15 protein-coding genes are annotated in these 18,742 nt (G+C 70.2%); 11 read left to right on the forward strand and 4 right to left on the reverse strand.

The window, feature by feature from the left end; all coding sequences use genetic code 11:
- Nucleotides 1-40: 40 nt before the first annotated feature.
- From AC07NG_RS00650 to AC07NG_RS00670, 5 genes are all read left to right on the forward strand, one after another.
- Nucleotides 41-778 carry a DUF2793 domain-containing protein gene (locus AC07NG_RS00650; RefSeq protein ID WP_494591480.1) on the forward strand — a complete coding sequence of 246 codons (738 nt, stop codon included), beginning with the start codon at nucleotides 41-43 and terminating at the stop codon, nucleotides 776-778.
- Between the two features lie 512 nt (nucleotides 779-1,290).
- A complete protein-coding gene (locus AC07NG_RS00655; RefSeq protein WP_492855178.1) occupies nucleotides 1,291-1,866 on the forward strand; it encodes a TMEM165/GDT1 family protein in 576 nt (191 codons plus the stop codon).
- A gap of 58 nt (nucleotides 1,867-1,924) precedes the next feature.
- Nucleotides 1,925-5,530: a hydantoinase B/oxoprolinase family protein gene (locus AC07NG_RS00660; protein ID WP_494591483.1), complete on the forward strand. Its 3,606-nt coding sequence runs from the start codon at nucleotides 1,925-1,927 to the stop codon at nucleotides 5,528-5,530.
- A 59-nt stretch (nucleotides 5,531-5,589) separates the two neighbouring features.
- Nucleotides 5,590-6,195 (forward strand): peptidylprolyl isomerase, encoded by a 606-nt coding sequence (locus AC07NG_RS00665; RefSeq protein WP_494591484.1) that lies wholly within the window; start codon nucleotides 5,590-5,592, stop codon nucleotides 6,193-6,195.
- Between the two features lie 60 nt (nucleotides 6,196-6,255).
- On the forward strand, nucleotides 6,256-6,840 hold the full coding sequence (locus tag AC07NG_RS00670; protein WP_494591486.1) for an SRPBCC family protein: 585 nt from the start codon (nucleotides 6,256-6,258) through the stop codon (nucleotides 6,838-6,840).
- On the opposite strand, the gene AC07NG_RS00675 is transcribed toward AC07NG_RS00670, so the two are convergent.
- Both AC07NG_RS00675 and AC07NG_RS00680 read right to left on the reverse strand, forming a co-directional pair.
- The gene (locus AC07NG_RS00675) at nucleotides 6,837-7,190 is read right to left on the reverse strand and encodes a potassium channel family protein (protein WP_494591488.1); all 354 of its coding nucleotides are present in this window, start codon (nucleotides 7,188-7,190) and stop codon (nucleotides 6,837-6,839) included. The genes AC07NG_RS00670 and AC07NG_RS00675 overlap by 4 nt on opposite strands.
- A 49-nt stretch (nucleotides 7,191-7,239) precedes the next feature.
- Entirely contained in the window at nucleotides 7,240-8,607 is a 1,368-nt protein-coding gene (locus AC07NG_RS00680; protein ID WP_494591490.1) for a pectate lyase, read from the reverse strand.
- Nucleotides 8,608-8,925: 318 nt separating this feature from the next.
- On the opposite strand from AC07NG_RS00680, the gene AC07NG_RS00685 reads away from it, so the two are divergent.
- Nucleotides 8,926-10,029 carry a methyl-accepting chemotaxis protein gene (locus AC07NG_RS00685; protein WP_494591492.1) on the forward strand — a complete coding sequence of 368 codons (1,104 nt, stop codon included), beginning with the start codon at nucleotides 8,926-8,928 and terminating at the stop codon, nucleotides 10,027-10,029.
- Nucleotides 10,030-10,224: 195 nt separating this feature from the next.
- Here the strand turns inward: AC07NG_RS00685 and AC07NG_RS00690 are convergent, their stop codons facing one another.
- Together AC07NG_RS00690 and aptA are read right to left on the reverse strand one after the other, a co-directional pair.
- Nucleotides 10,225-10,815: a hypothetical protein gene (locus AC07NG_RS00690; RefSeq protein WP_494591494.1), complete on the reverse strand. Its 591-nt coding sequence runs from the start codon at nucleotides 10,813-10,815 to the stop codon at nucleotides 10,225-10,227.
- Nucleotides 10,816-10,853: 38 nt separating this feature from the next.
- Nucleotides 10,854-12,173 carry an omega-aminotransferase AptA gene (gene aptA, locus AC07NG_RS00695; protein WP_494591496.1) on the reverse strand — a complete coding sequence of 440 codons (1,320 nt, stop codon included), beginning with the start codon at nucleotides 12,171-12,173 and terminating at the stop codon, nucleotides 10,854-10,856.
- An 88-nt stretch (nucleotides 12,174-12,261) separates the two neighbouring features.
- Here aptA and AC07NG_RS00700 point away from each other — a divergent pair, with 88 nt between their 5' ends.
- The 5 genes from AC07NG_RS00700 to AC07NG_RS00720 are packed head-to-tail and all read left to right on the forward strand — an operon-like array spanning nucleotide 12,262 to nucleotide 18,680.
- Nucleotides 12,262-12,987 carry a GntR family transcriptional regulator gene (locus AC07NG_RS00700; protein ID WP_494591497.1) on the forward strand — a complete coding sequence of 242 codons (726 nt, stop codon included), beginning with the start codon at nucleotides 12,262-12,264 and terminating at the stop codon, nucleotides 12,985-12,987.
- Between the two features lie 10 nt (nucleotides 12,988-12,997).
- Nucleotides 12,998-14,488: an aldehyde dehydrogenase gene (locus AC07NG_RS00705; RefSeq protein WP_494591499.1), complete on the forward strand. Its 1,491-nt coding sequence runs from the start codon at nucleotides 12,998-13,000 to the stop codon at nucleotides 14,486-14,488.
- Between the two features lie 6 nt (nucleotides 14,489-14,494).
- On the forward strand, nucleotides 14,495-15,940 hold the full coding sequence (locus AC07NG_RS00710; RefSeq protein WP_494591501.1) for an NAD-dependent succinate-semialdehyde dehydrogenase: 1,446 nt from the start codon (nucleotides 14,495-14,497) through the stop codon (nucleotides 15,938-15,940).
- Nucleotides 15,937-17,304: an aspartate aminotransferase family protein gene (locus AC07NG_RS00715; RefSeq protein WP_494591503.1), complete on the forward strand. Its 1,368-nt coding sequence runs from the start codon at nucleotides 15,937-15,939 to the stop codon at nucleotides 17,302-17,304. The genes AC07NG_RS00710 and AC07NG_RS00715 overlap by 4 nt, the downstream gene beginning before the upstream one ends.
- On the forward strand, nucleotides 17,301-18,680 hold the full coding sequence (locus tag AC07NG_RS00720; RefSeq protein WP_494591505.1) for a glutamine synthetase family protein: 1,380 nt from the start codon (nucleotides 17,301-17,303) through the stop codon (nucleotides 18,678-18,680). Before AC07NG_RS00715 ends, AC07NG_RS00720 begins: the two co-directional genes overlap by 4 nt.
- Nucleotides 18,681-18,742 lie beyond the last annotated feature (62 nt).

An 18,742-nucleotide genomic window follows, 5' to 3' on the forward strand; every position in this document is an offset into this window, starting at 1 on the left:
GGCGATCCTAGGCGGGTTCGAAACCCGCCAGGAGCGCCCCATGTCCGACGCCGCCACGCCCCGTCTTTCGCTGCCCTATGTGGCCGCGGGGCAAGCCCAGAAGCACGTCACCGTTAACGAGTGCCTCGCCCGGCTGGACGGCCTCGTCCAGCCCTGCGTCGTCAGCCGCACGATCGCGGCCCAACCCGCCGCGCCGGCCGACGGCGCCCTGTGGATCCGCCCCGCCGCCGCGACCGGCGCCGACTGGGCGGCCGCCCCCGCCCACAGCCTGATGCGCTTCGAGGCCGGCGCCTGGGAGGCGATCGCCCCTTCCACCGGCTTCACCGCCTGGATCGCCGACGAGGGCCAGATGGCCGTGTTCACCGGCTCGGCCTGGGTCGCGCTGTCGTCCACCTTCACCAGCCTGACCGCCGCCCGCTCGCCGTTCGGCGCCGACGTCCGCGTCGAGATCCGCGAGGTCGAGGCGACCTTGAGCGGCGCCTCGGTGACCACGGCCGCCGTGATCCCGGCCCGCTCGATCGTGCTGGGCGTCGCCACCCGCACCAGCGTGGCTGTCACCGGCGCGGTCTCCTATAGCTGCGGCGTCGCTGGCGAGACCGGCAAGTTCGGCAGTTCGCTGGGCGTGGCACTGAACGCCAGCAACATCGGCGTCGTGGGGCCGACGGCCTTCTACGCCGACACGCCGGTGGTGATCACCGCCGCGGGCGGGAGTTTCGTCGGCGGCAAGGTGCGGGTGGCGATCCAGCTCCTGCGCTTCGAGGCGCCGGGGGCTGTGTAGAAAAATCCCTCTCTCTGAGAGAGAGGGAGGGGCCCATGGCGAAGCCATGGGAGGGTGAGAGGTTTCACCGTTGGCAGGCAGATCCCGATGCGGCCCGGCGATCGATGGCTGGGGAGGGGTTGTCGTGGCCCTGCTTAGTCGGCCAGCCGCGCTTCATCCTGAGAGTTTGTTACCTCTCACCCTCCCACCGCCTTTGGCGGCGGGCCCCTCCCTCTCTCAAAGAGAGAGGGATCCGAGACATCCGCCAGCCGACCACTGCGACACTTGCGAATGGCTCTCTGCTTGATCCGGCGGGCGGCTCCGGCTAAACGCCCCTCACCCTTTGGGGAGTAGCCGCCCGCGCCTATCAGCGGGGCCCGTCGTCAACATACTTGGTCTTTCGGGATCATGGCGCGGGTGAAGGAAGCACCGACAGCTTTCTTGGCGAGACCAACGGCGTCGTTTCCCGTCCGGGCTGGGCGGGGAAACGGTCGCTGTCGTCTTGTCTGCGCTCGGCCCCGCAACGGTGTTTCATGGAATCCCTGCTCGTCTCGACCCTGGTCGTGGCCGTGGCCGAAATCGGCGACAAGACCCAGCTGCTGGCCATCATCCTGGCCACGCGCTTCAAGAAGCCGATCCCGATCATCCTCGGCATCCTGGTCGCCACCCTGTTGAACCACGCCCTGGCGGCTCTCGCCGGTTCGCTGGTCGCGCAATATCTGCAAGGCGCCTGGTTCCAGTGGGTGATCGCCCTGTCGTTCATCGCCATGGCCGCCTGGGCGCTGATCCCCGACAAGGCCGACGACGAGGACGGCGGGGCCGTGGGCCGCTACGGCGTCTTCCTGACCACGGCCGTGGCCTTCTTCCTGGTCGAGATGGGCGACAAGACCCAGATCGCCACCGTCGCCCTGGGCGCCCAGTTCCACAACGTGCCGCTGGTGGCCGCCGGCACCACCCTGGGCATGATGCTGGCCAACGTGCCGGCCGTCTATCTGGGCGAGGCGGCGACCAAGATCGTGCCGCTGAAGTACGTGCGCATCGGCGCGGCGCTGATCTTCCTCGGCCTGGGCCTGTGGGGCGTCGCGACGCTGCTGGGCGTCTTCAAGTAATGACGTGAGGAGGGGCGGGAGCTATGCACGGGACGAACGTTCCGGAGTCTCCCGCCCCATGACCCTCGAAGAGCCGCGCGCGACCGGTTGGGAATTCTGGATCGATCGCGGCGGCACCTTCACCGATATCGTCGCCCGCCGGCCGGACGGGCGCCTGGTCACCCACAAGCTGCTGTCGGAAAATCCCGAGCAGTACGAGGACGCCGCTGTCGCGGGCGTACGCGCTCTCTTGGAACAGGGCGGCGGCGGGAGCGTCGAGGCGGTGAAGATGGGCACCACGGTGGCCACCAACGCCCTGCTCGAACGCAAGGGCGAGCCGACGCTGCTGGCGATCACCCAGGGCCACGCCGACGCCCTGCGCATCGGCCAGCAGGCCCGGCCCAAGCTGTTCGACCGCAACATCATAAAGCCCGAGGCCCTCTACACCCGCGTCGTCGAGATCGACGAGCGCATCGGCGTGGATGGCGAGGTGGTGCGGCCGCTGGACGAAGCCGCCGCCCGCGAAGGCTTGCAGGCGGCCTACGACGCCGACTTCCGGGCCGTGGCGATCGTGCTGCTGCACGGCTTCCGCTTCACCGGTCACGAGGCCCGCGTAGCCGCCATCGCCCGCGAGATCGGCTTCACCCAGGTCTCGGCCAGCCACGAGGTCAGCCCGCTGATGAAGCTGGTCGGCCGGGGCGACACGGCGGTGGTCGACGCCTATCTGTCGCCGATCCTGCGGCGCTATGTCGACCAGGTGGCCTCGCGGCTGGGCGAGGAGACGCGGCTCTTCTTCATGCAGTCGAACGGCGGCCTGACCGACGCCCGCGCCTTCCGGGGCAAGGACGCCATCCTGTCCGGCCCGGCCGGCGGCGTGGTGGGCATGGCCAAGGCGGCGGCCGAGGCGGGTTTCACCCGCGTCATCGGCTTCGACATGGGCGGCACCTCGACCGACGTCTGCCACTACGCCGGTGAGTACGAGCGGGCCTATGAGACGGTGGTGGCCGGGGTGCGGATGCGCGCCCCGATGATGAACATCCACACCGTGGCGGCCGGCGGCGGCTCGATCTGCGCGTTCGACGGCGCGCGGCTGCGGGTGGGGCCCGCCTCGGCCGGGGCCAATCCCGGGCCAGCCTGCTACCGGCGCGGCGGACCGCTGACGGTGACCGACTGCAACGTCATGCTGGGCAAGCTGCAGCCCGAATTCTTCCCGCACGTCTTCGGTCCCAACGCCGACCAGCCGCTGGACCGCGACGTGGTCGTCGAGCGCTTCGAGGCCCTGGCCGCCGAGATCGCGGCGGCGACTGGCCGCGCCATGACCCCGGCCGAGATCGCCGAGGGCTTCCTGACCATCGCCGTCGAGAACATGGCCAAGGCCGTGCGGCAGATCTCGATCCAGCGTGGGTACGACGTCACCCGCTATGTCCTGGCCTGCTTCGGCGGGGCGGGCGGCCAGCACGCCTGCCTTGTGGCCGACGCCCTGGGCATGAAGACGGTGATGATCCACCCGTTCGCCGGGGTGCTCAGCGCCTACGGCATGGGTCTGGCCGACCTGCGTCTGCTGCGCGAGATCACGGTCGAGCAGCGCCTGGATGAAGCCGCCGAAACCCTGCCGGCCCGCGCCGCCGTTCTGGCGGCCGAGGCGGAAGGCGCCTTGCGCGCCCAGGACGCGCCGCTGGTGACGGTCGAAACCGAGGCGGCCCTGCTGGTGAAGTACGCCGGCACCGACACGCCGCTGCGCGTGCCGCTGACTGATGCCGAGGGCGTGAAGGCGGCGTTCGAGACCCTGCACCAGCGCCGCTTCGGCTTCGTCTCGCCGGCCACGCCGCTGGTGGTCGAGACCCTGAGCGTCGAGGCCATCGGCCATGCCGACTCCGGCGCCGCGCCCGACCTGGGCGCGGGCGAAGGCGGGCAGGGCGGTGTGCTGGCAACCGTGCCCGCTCGCCTGGCCGGACAAGCCTATGACACGCCGGTGCTCGATCGCGCGGGCCTGGCGGTCGACGCCGAGATCGCCGGGCCGGCGATCATCCGCGAGGCCACCGGCACCACCGTCGTCGAGCCCGGCTGGCGCGCCCGCGTGGATGCTCATCACAACCTGATCCTCGACCGCGTCGAGGCCCTCGCGCCCCGCCGCGCCGCCGGCACGGAAGCCGATCCGGTCATGCTGGAGGTGTTCAACAACCTCTTCATGGCCGTGGCCGAGGAGATGGGCTTCGCCCTGCAGAACACCGCCTATTCGGTGAACATCAAGGAGCGGCTGGATTTCTCCTGCGCCCTGTTCGACCGCGACGGAAACCTGATCGCCAACGCCCCGCACATGCCGGTGCACCTGGGCTCGATGGGCGACAGCGTGCGGGCGATCCGCGACGGCCGCACGGGTGACGGCCGGGGCATGAGGCCCGGCGACGTCTACATGCTGAACGCCCCCTATGCCGGCGGCACGCACCTGCCGGACGTGACGGTGGTCATGCCGGTGTTCGACGCGGCGGGGGCCTTGCTGTTCTACGTCGCCGCGCGCGGTCACCAGGGCGACATCGGTGGCATCACCCCCGGGTCCATGCCGCCGGGCAGCCGTACGGTCGAGGAGGAGGGGGTGCTGATCGAGAACTTCCTGCTGGTCGAGGGCGGGCGGTTCCTGGAGTCCGAGACCCGCGCTCTGCTGGCCTCGGGCAAGTGGCCGGCCCGCAATCCCGACCAGAACATCGGCGACCTCAAGGCCCAGGTCGCCGCCTGCGCGCGCGGCGCCGAAAGCCTGACCGGCCTCGTCGCCGAGTTCGGCCAGGACGTGGTCGAGGCCTACATGGCCCACGTGCAGGACAACGCCGAGGAGGCCGTGCGGCGAGTGTTGGCGAAGCTCGAGGACGGCGCCTTCGCCTACGAACTCGACGACGGCAGCGTGGTGAAGGTGGCGATCACGGTGGACCAGGCCGCGCGCACGGCCCGCGTGGATTTCACCGGCACCAGCGACCAGGTGCCGACCAACTTCAACGCCCCGGCCTCGATCTGCCGGGCGGCGGCGCTTTACGTCTTCCGCACCCTGGTGGACGACGAGATCCCGATGAACGACGGCTGCCTGCGGCCGGTCGAGCTGGTCATTCCCGAGGGCTCGATGCTGAAGCCGCGCTATCCGGCGGCGGTGGTGGCCGGCAACGTCGAGACCAGCCAGGTGGTGGTCGACGCCCTCTACGGCGCGCTGGGCGTCATGGCGGCGGCCCAGGGCACGATGAACAACTTCACCTTCGGCGACGAGCGGCGGCAGTACTACGAGACCATCTGCGGCGGGGCCGGGGCGGGGCCGGACTTCGACGGCGCCGACGCCGTCCAGACCCACATGACCAACAGCCGCCTGACCGATCCCGAGGTGCTGGAAACCCGCTATCCGGTGCGGGTCGAGGCCTTCTCGATCCGCCGGGGCTCGGGCGGGGCCGGCGAGCATCGCGGCGGCGACGGGGTGGTGCGCACCATCGGCTTCCGCGAGCCGATGACCGTCACCCTGCTCTCCAACCGCCGCCGCGTGCCGCCGTTCGGCCTGCACGGCGGGGCGAGCGGGGCGCTGGGCCTGGCGCGGATCGAGCGGGCGGACGGGACGGTCCAGGCCCTGGCGGCGACCGACGAGGCCCAGGTCGCGGCCGGCGACCGCGTGGTCATCGAGACGCCCGGCGGTGGCGGCTGGGGGAAGGGCTGAGCCTTTCGTCGTCCGATCCCGCGCGCTAAGCATCCCGAACGAGAAGAGAGGCCCCGACCATGACCGACATCGCCCGCCGTACCCTGATCGGCGCCGCCGGCCTGGTGGTCGCCACGCCGGGCCTGGCCCTGGCGGCCGGCAAGCCGAAGGTGGCGATCCAGACCAGCGCCGGGCTGATCGTCGTCGAGCTGGAGGACAAGAAGGCCCCGATCACGGCGGCCAATTTCCTGCGCTATGTGGATGCGAAGAAGTACGACGGCGGGACCTTCTATCGGGCCTCGCGGACCAAGGGTGTGAAGGGCGCGGGCTCGATCCAGGGCGCGCCGCCGCAGCGCGCGCGGCGCTTCGCCCCCATCGCCCACGAGAGCACCACCCAGACCGGCCTGCGCCACAAGCCGGGCACGATCTCGTTGGCCCGCAACGCGCCGGGCACGGCCACCTGCGACTTCTTCATCTGCGCCAGCGCCATGCCCTATCTCGACGCCCATCCGGGCGCGAAAGGCGACAACCTGGGTTTCGCGGCCTTTGGGACCGTGGTCGAGGGCCTGCCGATCGTGAAGAAGATCCTGGCCATGCCCACGGGCGGTCCGGCCTATACCGAGGCGATGAAGGACGAGATGCTCAAGGCGCCGGTCCAGATCCTCGGCATGAAGCGGGTCGGCTGACCCGCATCTGATCGCCTGGCGGATACGTAGCTGTCTTCGGGGACGAACCTGGAGACGCCGTTGCGGACGATATCGATCCTGGTTCTGGCCTTTGTCGCCGCCGGCCCGGCGAGCGCCTTCGAGCTGTCGCCGGAAGCGCGGGCCAGCCTGGCGCGCGGCGAGGCCCATGCCGAGGTCTCGCCCGATCCAGCCGGGGAGACCGGCGGCCAGGTGCGCGGGGTGATCGACATCGCCGCCCCGCCCGACCACGTCTGGGCCGTGCTGACCGACTGCGCCAGCGCGGCGCGGATGATCACCAATCTCGAACGCTGCGCGGTGCTGTCCGGCGACCAGAAGCGGGGCTGGGACGTCCGCGAGCACGTCACCCGCAAGAGCCTGTTCTTTCCCCGCATGCGCATCGTCTTCCGCTCGGACTACGAGGGGCGGCGGCGCATCCGCTTTCGGCTGGTCGAGGGCGATCTGAAGGCCGAGGAGGGCGAATGGCGGCTGCAGCCCCTGGCCGGCGGCGCGGGCACGCGGGTGTTCTACGAGAACCGCCTGGCCGTGGACTGGGTGATCCCCAAGGCCCTGCTGCGCGCGGGCCTGCGCAAGGACACGCCCAAGGCCCTGGCCCGGCTGCGCGAGGCGTGCCTGGAGGCCGGCTAGGTCTTGCCGTCGAGCTTGGCCTCCAGCCGCGCCAGGGTCGCCTTCAGCTCCTCCTGCTCGGCGTGGCTGAACTCGTTGGCGTCCTTGATGCAGCGCGAGCAGATGTTGCCGATCAGCAGGGGCAGGATCAGCAGCAGGGTCACGTGCATCAGCACCACGGCCGTGATCCGCCCGCCCAGCGTGGCCGGATACATGTCGCCATAGCCGACCGTCGTGGCCGTGACGCAGGCCCACCAGATCCCGTCGAGATAGGTCTTGCCCTCGAAGAAGGCGTAGGACCCCGCGGCCGCCAGCAGCATGACCACATAGACGATCAGCAGTTCTCGAACGGTATCCAGGTATTTGAGCATGGGTCGCCCTCGCGTTGAGCCGCTAGCTCGCCCGGGCGCGATCCGTGCGTCAACCGCGCCGGCGCGCGGCGTCGGCCAGATAGAGCTCAAGGTTGGTGTAGCCCGAGCCGTCCTTGGCCAGGGCGGGGCCGTCGGCGGCCGTCTTGGGGTTCAGGCCGTGGGCCTTTTCCCAGGCGTCGGGCATGCCGTCGCCGTCGGTGTCGGGGGCGGGCTTGCCGGCGGGCAGGGCGGGCCAGCCGCCGACGTCCTTCTGGCTGTTGATCACCGTCCCCGTGCGGTCGCGCACTCCGGCCACGATCCGGGTGTCGACGCTGTCGCGGAACACCGAGGCGCCGGCGTCTGCCAGCACGCGGTCATAGGCCTTGTCGGCCGGCTCGGGCGTCACCGGCGCGACCTCGATCGGCGCGGCCTGGCGATAGCCGGCCGGCTCGGGAATGGTGAAGGTCACCAGACTCCAGGGATCGGCCGGAACCGCCCCGGCCATGCTGTTGCCGGCGAAATAGGCGCGGGCCAGGGTGTTGCTCTCCTGGAAGGCCACCGGCTTGCCGCTGCTCGGACCTGGCACATAGGCGTTGTCGACGAAGTTGTAGGCCGCCAGGGCCGCCTTGTCGGCGTCGTAGCCGGCATAGCCCTTGCCCCAGTTGTAGAAGACGTTTGAGCGGAAATCGAAGAGCGCGCCGACCGGGTCCTTGTCGGGGCCGTCGTAGTTGCCGGGGCGCGGCATGCGGGCCATGTGGCTGGCCCACAGATTGTGGTGGAAGCTGATCTTCGAGCCCATGCCGCCACGGATCAGGCTGCCATAGCCGTGGTCGCCCTTGGCGTGCAGCGAATGGGCCATGGACTCGGCGATGATCGACCACTGGACGGTCAGGTCGAAGAAGCCCTGGCCCTCCTCGCCGTAGCGGGCCGAGGCCGAGAGGGTCTCGTCCACCGACCAGCTGGCCGAGACGTGGTCGAGGATGATCCGCCGGCCCTTGTTGATCCAGATCGCGTCGCTCTCGGTCTTGCTCTCGTCGCCCAGGCGCGAGCGGACGAAGCGGATGACCACGTCGTCGGCGGCGACGACCAGGGTGTGGTCGCGCACGGTGATCCCGCCGCCCGGCGCGGTCTGGCCGGCGATGGTGATACGCGGCTCGCTGATCTTCAGGTCCGACTTCAGCTGGATCGTGCCGGCCACGTCGAACACCACGGTGCGCGGCCCCTTGGCCTCGACGGCGGCGCGCAGCGAGCCGGGGCCGGAATCCTCCAGGTTGGTGACCTTGATCACCGCCCCGCCGCGGCCGCCCTGCGACAGCCGACCCGCGCCCTCGGCGCCGGGGAAGGCCAGGGTCTGGCTCATGGCCGCCGTCGCGCCGCCGAGCAGGGCGAGCGCCGCGGCGCCGGCGAGCAGGCGCGGGAGGATAGGGCGGATGGTCATGGCGGCGTATCTCTCCCCGAAGGCCGGCGAGCGTCGATCGCGTCTCGTCCTGGCGAGGCGACCCTGCCCGCCTCTCCGAGAAATGTCCACCGGTGTCATAAGGTGTGGCCGCCAAGCACCTTGTGACGCTTGGTTGATGGATAACGCTGTTATGCGGATTGTTTGAGCAATCTCTGCTCGAAAGCTGTGCGATTTGGGGGCTGCTGTTCGCCCGTTCCCTCGCCACGCGAAGTTTCCTTCTGAAATGGGCGGTGGAAACCTGACGCTGGTGTCAACCTTACCGGAGCTTTCGATTCGCGTTCCCGGGGGGGAGCATCCATGTCCGTCGAAGAATCCACCCTCCGCCCGGAGCGCATCCTCGACCTGTCCGAGCGGCTGAGCATCGTCGCCGGCCAGAAGATCGGCGAGATCTCGACCGTCAACCGCGCGGCCAAGATGCTGGCCATCAACGCCCTGATCGTCGCCGCCCGCGCGGGCGAGGCCGGCAAGGGCTTCGCCATCGTCGCCGAGGAGTTCAAGAAGATCTCCACCCAGATCGATGAGGTGGCCGGGGCCCTGGAAAGCCAGGTGCGCGCCGACCTCGACGAACTGACCGCCATCGGCGGGGCGATCCTGTCGCACCTGCGCGGCCAGCGCCTGGCGGACCTGGCCCTGAACGCCATCGAGATCATTGACCGCAACCTCTATGAGCGCACCTGCGACGTGCGCTGGTGGGCGACCGACAGCGCTGTTGTCGACTGCGCCATGGCCCCGTCGCGCGAGGCCGCCGACTACGCCAGCCAGCGCTTGCGCGTCATTCTCGACGCCTACACCGTCTATCTGGACCTGTGGATCTGCGACGCGGCCGGGCGGGTGATCGCCAGCGGCCGGCCCGACAAGTACCGCGGCGTGCAGGGCGCCTCGGTCGCCAACGACTCGTGGTTCCAGGAAGCCATGCGCACCAAGAGCGGCGATGACTTCGCCGTGGCCGACATCGCCCGCCAGCGCCTGCTCGACGACGCCCCGGTCGCCACCTACGCCACCGCCATCCGCGAGGGCGGCGAGGCCAAGGGCAAGGTGATCGGCGTGCTGGGCGTTCACTTCGACTGGCGCCCGCAGGCCCAGGCCATCGTCGACGGCGTGCGCATGACCGACGAGGAACGCTCGCGCTCGCGGGTGCTGCTGCTCGACCAGAACCACCGGGTGCTGGCCGCCTCGGACGGGCAGGGCGTGCTGGTGGAAACCTTCAAGCTCAATACCTCGCATGGCTCGATGGGCAGCTACGCCGAAGGCGACCGCACGATCGGCTACGCCCTGACGCCGGGGTACGAGACCTACAAGGGCCTGGGCTGGTACGGCTGCCTGGTGCAGCGCCAGGCCGTGGACACGCCGCTGCCGGTGGCCGAGCGATCCGTGGACAACGTGCTGCGTCTGAAGGCGTAGTTTCCTTCTCCCCTTGCGGGAGAAGGTGGCGGCGAAGCCGTCGGATGAGGGGTCTCTCAAACATGAGACGCTTCACCCGGCCCGGACCCCCGCGGCGCGTTCGTCGGGGGAGGGCGGGCGCGCTCTATCCCGGTCTGGAAATCCCCAATCCGTAAAATCCCCGCGAAAGCGGGGATTTTACGGAGGAGTGGTCCCTCAGTACCGCCCGGTCTTGGGGCAGGCGGGGCCGGCGCCGGTGGTGAAGGTCTTGCGGCCGTTGCGCCAGCTCATGGTGCAGGTCCGCAACGAGGCGGCCAGAACCCGGAGCGTCTCGAGGTCGCCTCGCAGGCGCTCTGGGGTGGTGGTCAGGGAGAGAACGAGGTCGCGGGCGCCGTCTCCGCCGCGATAGGTGGTTTCGATGGCGTATGAGGTCACGCCGGTCGCGTCGGTCCGGCGGCACACCGGCTGGTCGGCGTCGAACAGGCGCATCACGGCGACCTTGTCGCAGGGCGGCTCGGGCGGCGCGTCCTCGCCCACGGCGTAGCCGTAATAGACCGCGATGAACGCCAGGTCCCTGGGCGGCTCGGCGTCGCCGACGGCGACGGCGCAGGAAACCGGCTTCAGGAACAGCGTCACGCCGTGATCGGCCCCGGTCCAATCGGCCGGGAGACGGCAGTTGAAGACGCCTGGAGGCGTTCGGAACGTCAGGCCATGCTCCGCCGAGACGTAGGTCGGCGGCGGCGGGACGGCCATCTCCGAGGGCGAGCCGCCGGCGAGAAGCCAGGCGGCGACGAGGGCGGGCAGCATGTGCGGGGACTCCGAGGTCGCCCGGATGCTCGCGCCGTTCAGTCGACGGCGGCAAGCACTTTTCGGATCGTTTCCACCACGCGGTCGATCTGGGCCTCCTCGATGATCAGCGGCGGCGACAGGGCGATGATGTCGCCGGTGACGCGGATCAGCAGGCCCTGGTCGAAGGCGGCCTCGAAGGCCTCCATGGCTCGGGCGGTGGCCGCGCCGGGGCGGGGCGAGAGCTCGATGCCGGCGATCAGGCCGAAGTCGCGGATGTCGATGACGTGGCGGGCGTCGGCCAGCGAGTGGACGGCGGCGCGCCAGTAGGGCTCGATGGCCAGGGCGCGCTCGAACAGGCCCTCGCTCTGGTAGATTTCCAGCGTCGCCAGGCCCGCCGCGCAGGCCAGCGGATGGCCTGAATAGGTGTAGCCGTGGAAGAGTTCGATGGGGCTGTCGGCGCCGTCGAGCATGGCCTCGTAGATGGCGGTGCTGGCGGCCACCGCGCCGGCCGGCACGGCGGCGTTGGTCAGGCCCTTGGCCATGCACAGCAGGTCGGGCGTCACCCCGAAGCGGTCGGCGGCGAAGGGCGCGCCGACCCGGCCGAAGCCGGTGATCACCTCGTCGAAGATCAGCAGGATGTCGTGCCTGTCGCAGATCGCCCGCAGCTTCTGCAGGTAGCCCTCGGGCGGCACCAGCACGCCGGTCGAACCCGCGACCGGCTCGACGATGACGGCGGCGATGTTGGAGGCGTCGTGCAGGGCGACGATCCGTTCCAGGTCGTCGGCCAGGTGTGCGCCGTGTTTGGGCAGGCCCTGGCTGAACAGGTTCTCGGGAATGCCGTGAGTGTGGGGCAGGTGGTCGACGCCGGTGAGCAGGGACCCGAAATACATCCGGTTCTTGGGGATGCCGCCCACCGAGATCCCGCCGAAGCCGACGCCGTGATAGCCGCGCTCGCGGCCGATCAGCCGGGTCTTGGTCCCCTTGCCGCGAGCGCGGTGATAGGCCAGCGCGATCTTCAGGGCGGTGTCGACCGACTCCGAGCCGCTGTTGGTGAAGAATATCCGGTCGAGGCCCTTCGGCGTCACCTGGGCCAGTCGCGAGGCGAAGGAAAAGGCCAGCGGGTGGCCGAGGTTGAAGCTCGGCGCATAGTCCAGCTCGCCGGCCTGCTTGCGGATCGCCTCGGTGATCTGCTCGCGGCCGTGGCCGGCGTTGACGCACCACAGGCCCGAGGTGGCGTCGAGGATCTGGCGGCCGTCGGGCGTGGCGTAGTGCATGCCCTTGGCGCTGGCGAGCAGGCGCGGATTGGCCTTGAACCGCCGGTTGGGCGTGAACGGCATCCAGTAGGCGTCGAGGTCGTTGGCGCCAAAGTCGGGCATGAGCGAGGTCCTTCGCGAGACCTTGCATTGTGATCGCAATTATCGGCTAGCTGGCAAGCCCTGGAATGCGTCGCGGAGAGGAGGGGACATGGCCGAGCCGAAAACGCGCCGTCCCCTGGCCGATTCCACGGCGGTGCATGACCAGGTCTACGACTCCATTCGCCAGGCCCTGATCACCGGCAAGATCGCCCCGGGCGTCGGGGTTTCCCTGCGCAGCCTGGCGGCCGAGCTGGGGGTCAGCCCCATGCCGGTGCGCGACGCGGTGCGCCGGCTCGTCGCCGAGCGGGCCTTGGCGATCAACCCCGCCAACAAGCGCCTTTCGGTGCCCTCGCTGTCGGCCGAGCGGCTGGAGCAGCTGGAGTTGGCGCGGCAGTGGATCGAGCCGGAACTGGCCGCCCGCGCCGCGCCCAGGGCCGACGAAGCCTTGGTGCGCAAGCTGAAGCTTATTGATCAGCAGCTGGAAGACGCGCTTCGCGTGGGCGACGTCGACGGCTACATGGTGGCCAACCACGCCTTCCACTTCGCCATCTACGAGCGGGCCGGGGCCGAGGTGCTGCTGGCCATGGCCGGCGGGCTGTGGCTGCAGATCGGGCCGTTCATGCGGGTGGTGTTCGGCCGGGTCGGCACCGGCAGCCTGCCGGCCGACCGCCACGCCGAGGCCATGGACGCCCTGAAGGCCCGCGACGCCGACGGCGCCCGCCGCGCCATCGCCGCTGACCTCTCCGAAGGCATGGACAAGATGCGGGCGGCGGTCGGCGCCGAGTCCGGCTTGACAGGGTCGATGGCGGCGCAAACTGTGATCACAATTCGATGAGGCCCTTCGCGTGACCGTTCCCGCGTCCATCTCCGAACAGCTGCGTCGCCTGGCCCTTCCCGGGCGGGCGGTGATCGATGGCGCCCTGGTCGAGGCGGCCTCGGGCGGGACCTTCCCCAATGTCGGGCCGCGCGACGGCAGGGTGCTGAACCGGGTGGCCGCCTGCGACGGGGCCGACGTCGATCGCGCCGTGGCGGCCGCCCGCGCCGCCTTCGAGGACGGCCGCTGGCGCGACCTGCATCCGCGCCAGAAGAAGAAGGTGCTGTTCCGCCTGGCCGAGCTGATGGAGCGCGACGCCGAGGAGCTGGCTCTGCTGGAGAGCCTGGACGTCGGCAAGCCGATCCGCGACGCGCGCAGTGTCGACATCCCGCTCGCGATCAACACCACCCGCTGGTACGCCGAGGCGCTGGACAAGGTCTATGGCGAGGTCGGCGCCTCGCCGGCCGATCGCCTGAGCTTCGCCACCCACGAGCCGCTGGGCGTGATCGGGGCGATCGTGCCGTGGAACTTCCCGCTGCACATGGCGATGTGGAAGGTCGCTCCGGCCCTGGCGATTGGCAATTCGGTTGTCCTCAAGCCCGCCGAACAGTCGCCGCTGACGGCCCTGAAGCTGGGTGAACTGGCCCTCGAAGCTGGCCTCCCGGCAGGGGTGCTCAACGTGATCCCCGGTTTCGGGGCGATCGCCGGCCAGGCCCTGGCGCGGTCGATGGACGTCGACATGATCGCCTTCACCGGCTCGGGCCCGACCGGCCGGCGGCTGATGGAATATGCCGCCCAGAGCAATCTCAAGCGCGTGTCGCTGGAGCTGGGCGGCAAGTCGCCCCAGATCGTCTTCGCCGACTGCCCCGACCTGGACGCCGCCGCGGAGGCCGCCGCCTGGGGCGTGTTCTATAACCAGGGCGAGGTCTGCACCGCCGCCTCGCGTCTGCTGGTCGAGGCCTCGATCAAGGACGAATTCCTCGAGAAGGTGGTCGCGGTCGCCCGCACCATCCAGGTCGGCGATCCGCTGGATCCGGAGACCGGCTTCGGGGCCATGGTCAGCGAGCGGCAGATGAAGACCGCGCTTTCCTATATCGACAAGGCCCGCGAGGAGGGCGGCGATCCCGTGCTCGGCGGGAACCAAGTGCGCACGGAGACCGGCGGCTTCTATGTCGAGCCGACCATCTTCGACGGCGTGCAGCCGGAGCACAGACTGGCCAAGGAAGAGGTGTTCGGACCCGTCCTGGGCGTGCTGAGCTTCACGGGCGAGGAAGAGGCCTTCGCTCTGGCCAACGACACGGTCTACGGCCTCGCCGCCGGCCTGTGGACCAGCGACATCAATCGCGGGCTGAAGGGCGCGCGGAAGCTGAAGGCCGGGCTCGTCTGGGTCAACGGCTGGGACGCCTGCGACATCACCATGCCGTTCGGGGGCTTCAAGCAGTCGGGCTTCGGCCGTGACCGCAGCCTTCATGCGTTGCACAAGTACGCCGACCTGAAGTCGGTGTCCGTGACGCTGAGGTAGCCCCACATGACCGCCCTGAACCTTGTCGAAACCGCCGCCCTGATCGACGGCCTCTGGATCGAGGGCGACGCGACCTTCGCCGTCACCAATCCGGCCGACGGCGAGACGATCGCCGAGGTCGCCGAACTGGGCGCGGCCGAAACGCGGATCGCCATCGAGGCCGCGCACCGGGCGTTTCCGGGCTGGGCGGCGCGGACGGCCAAGGAGCGGGGCGCGATCCTGCGCCGGTGGAGCGACCTGATGCTCGCCCACGCCGACGACCTGGCCCGGCTGATGACGGCCGAGCAGGGCAAGCCGCTGGCGGAGTCGAAGGGCGAGGTGGCCTATGGCGCGTCGTTCATCGACTGGTTCGCCGAGGAGGCCAAGCGCGGCTACGGCCACACCATCCCGACGCCGGATCCCAAGAAGCGCCTGGCCTCGATCAAGCAGCCGATCGGGGTGTGCGCGGCGATCGCGCCGTGGAACTTCCCGATCGCCATGATCACCCGCAAGGTCGGCCCGGCCCTGGCGGCCGGCTGCACCGTGGTGGTCAAGCCGGCCGCCGAGACGCCGCTGTGCGCCTTGGCCATCGCCCGTCTGGCGGTCGAGGCGGGCGTGCCGGCCGGCGTGCTCAACGTCGTCACCGGCACCGACGCCTCGGCCATCGGCAAGGCCCTGTGCGAGGACGGCCGGGTGCGCAAGCTGTCGTTTACCGGCTCGACCCCGGTGGGCAAGGTGCTCTACGGCCAGTGCGCCGGCACGATGAAGAAGCTCTCCCTCGAGCTGGGCGGCAACGCGCCTTTCATCGTCTTCGACGACGCCGACCTGGAGGCCGCCGTCGATGGAGCCATCGCCAGCAAATACCGCAACACCGGCCAGACCTGCGTCTGCGCCAACCGCCTGATCGTCCAGGCCGGGATCCACGACGCCTTCGTCGCGCGGCTGACCGAGAAGGTGGCGGCGATGAAGGTCGGGCCGGGCACGGGCGAGGGGGTCGTGATCGGCCCGCTGATCAACGAGAAGGCCATCATCAAGGTCGAGGCCCTGGTGCGCGAAGCCGTCGAGGCCGGCGCCCGGGTCGAGGTCGGCGGCGAGCGTCACGAACGGGGCGGGCTGTTCTACCAGCCCACGGTGCTCTCTGGCGCGACGCCGGACATGCGACTGTTCAACGAGGAGATCTTCGGCCCCGTCGCCCCGATCGTGAAGTTCCACACCGAGGACGAGGCGGTCACCCTGGCCAACGCCACGCCCTTCGGCCTGGCGGCCTATTTCTACAGCCGCGACGTCGGTCGTTGCTGGCGCGTGGCCGAGGCCATCGAGGCCGGCATGGTCGGCATCAACGAGGGTCTGATCTCGACCGAGGTGGCGCCGTTCGGCGGCGTCAAGGAGTCGGGCCTGGGCCGCGAGGGGTCGTCCGAGGGCCTCGATGAGTATTTCGAGACCAAGTACCTGTGCTTCGGCGGGGTGGCATGAGCGCAGCCGTCGCCACGCGTTCGACGATGGAAGGCCTGATCGCCGCCGAGCGCGCGCGGTTCCTGGCCGAGCATCCGCGCAGCGTGGCGATGGCCAAGGCGGCCGCCCAGGTGTGGCGCGGGGGCGTGCCTATGCACTGGATGGGCGACTGGGCCTGCCCGTCGCCCATCTTCGCCGCCCAGGGCGTGGGGGCGCAGGTCACCGACGTGGATGGGAAGTTGTATGACGACTTCTGCCTGGGCGACACGCCGTCGATGTTCGGCCATGGCGACGCCTCGGTGGCGGCGGCCGTCGCCGACCAGGCCAGGCGCGGGGCGGGGTTCATGCTGCCGACCGCCTCGGCGGTGATCGTCGGCAAGCTCTTGGCCGAGCGCTTCGGCCTGCCGCTGTGGCAGGCGGCGACCACGGCCAGCGACGCCAACCGCGCGGCCATCCGTTGGGCGCGGGCGGTGACGGGGCGGCCGGTCGTGCTGGTGTTCGACGGCTGTTATCACGGCATGGTCGAGGACGCTTTCGTCGTGCTGAAGGACGGCGCGGCGACGATGAAGCCCGGCCTGCTGGGTCAGGTGCAGGACCTGACGACGACCACCCGCGTCGTCCCGTTCAACGATCTGGCGGCGCTGCAAGCGGCCCTGGCCCTCGGCGACGTCGCGGCCGTGCTGGCCGAGCCGGTGATGACCAATTGCGGGATGATCCTGCCGTACGCGGGCTTCCACGACGCCTTGCGCCGGCTGACCCGCGAGGCCGGGACCCTGCTGATCATCGACGAGACCCACACGATCTCGACCGGCCCCGGCGGCTACACCAAGGCGCATGGGCTGGAGCCCGACGTCTTCGTGCTGGGCAAGGCCGTGGCCGGCGGCGTGCCGGCCGCCGTCTGGGGCGTGACGGCCGAGCTTTCGGCGCGGATGGACGAGGCCCAGGCGCGCGTCGGACCGGGCCAGTCGGGGATCGGCACGACGCTGTCGGGCGCCGCCCTGGCCATGGCGGCCATGCGGGCCATGCTGTCCGAAGTGATGACAGACTCGGCCTATGCGAAGATGCTGGCCGGCGCGGAGCGGCTGGTGGCCGGCCTGCGCGGCGTCATCGCGGCGCGGGGCCTGCCGTGGTCGGTCGCGCATGTGGGCGCCCGGGTGGAGCTGGTCTTCGCCGACCCGCCGCCGCGCGACGCCGCCGCGATGCGGAAAGTTCTGGACCAGGATGCGGTGGAAGCGCTGCATCTGTGGCTGATCAACCGAGGGGCGCTGATCGCGCCCTTCCACAACATGATGCTGGTCTCGCCCGTCACCGAAGACGCGGCGGTGGACCGGCTGGTCGCGGCGATCGACGGATTCGCGGCGGCTGTCGGGGAGTTGCAAGCATGAGCGCCGTCGCCGATCCGCAGGAATGCCGCGACTTCCTCGCCGCCCATCCGCAGGTGAAATATGTCGAGGTGTTCTTCACCTCGATGACCGGGGTGCCGCGCGGCAAGCGCCTGCGGGTGCATGAGCTGCAGGCCATCTACGACTACGGCCGGTTCCTGCCGGGCTCGATCCTGGTGGTCGACACCGTCGGGGCCGACTGCGAGGACACGGGCCTGGTCTGGGAGGACGGCGACGCCGACCGCCGCGCGCGGCCCGTGCCGGGGACGCTGACCCTGGCGCCGTGGCTGGGTCCCGACGTCGCCCAGGTGATGCTGTCGCTGTACGAGCTGGACGGGACGCCCAACGACCTGGATCCGCGCCACGTGCTGCAACGGGTGCTCGACCGCTACGCCGCCGACGGCCTGACGCCGGTCGCGGCCTGCGAGCTGGAATACTACCTCGTCGACATCGAGCGCGGCCCGAACGGCGAGCTCTTGCCCGCCAAGTCGGTGCTGACCGGCCAGCGGCCGACCGGCATCCAGGTCTATGGCCTGCCCGAGCTGGAGGCCAACGCCCCGTTCCTGCGCGAGCTGTGGGACACGGCCGATACGATCGGGGTGCCTCTGGAAGGCGCGATCTCGGAATTCGCCCCGGGGCAGGTGGAGCTGACCCTCAAGCACAAGCCCGACGCCCTGCGCGCCGCCGACGACGCGGTGCTCTACAAGCGCGCCGCCAAGGGCGTGGCCCTGCGCCACGGCTGCGAGGCGACCTTCATGGCCAAGCCCTGGGTCGACCGGGCGGGCAACGGCTTCCACGTGCATGTCAGCTTCAACGACGCGGACGGGAACAACCTGTGCGCCGCCGAGGATCCGGAAGGCTCGGACCTGCTCAAGCACGCCATCGGCGGCATGAAGGCGCTGCTGGGCGAGGGCATGGCGATCCTGGCGCCCAACGCCAACAGCTATCGCCGCTTCAAGGCCAACAGCTACGCGCCCGTCGCCCCGACCTGGGGCGTCAACAACCGCACGGTTTCACTGCGCGTGCCGGCCGGGCCTGCGCCGACGCGCCACGTCGAGCACCGCGTGGCCGGCGCCGACGGCAATCCGTACCTGGTGATGGCCACGCTGCTGGCGGCCGCTCACCACGGCATCACCAACAAGATCGATCCGGGAGCGGCGGTGGTCGGCGACGGCTACGCGGCCGCGGCCAAGGAGAACGTGCGCCTGCCGTCCAACTGGTTCGCCGCCGTCGACCTCTTCGAGAAGTCGGAGGTGCTGGCCGATTATCTGGGCGTGCGGTTCGTGGAGATGTTCGTCTCGGTCAAGCGCACCGAACAGGCGCGGTTCTTCGAGGTGATCACGCAGCTCGACTATGACTGGTATCTGCGCAACGCCTGACCGTGGGCGTTGGAAGTAAGGCTTTGGGTTGAACCGGCGGCGGGGAAGGGGCCTCGTCCGCT

The organism is Caulobacter sp. GW821-FHT10C03, from assembly GCF_059415485.1.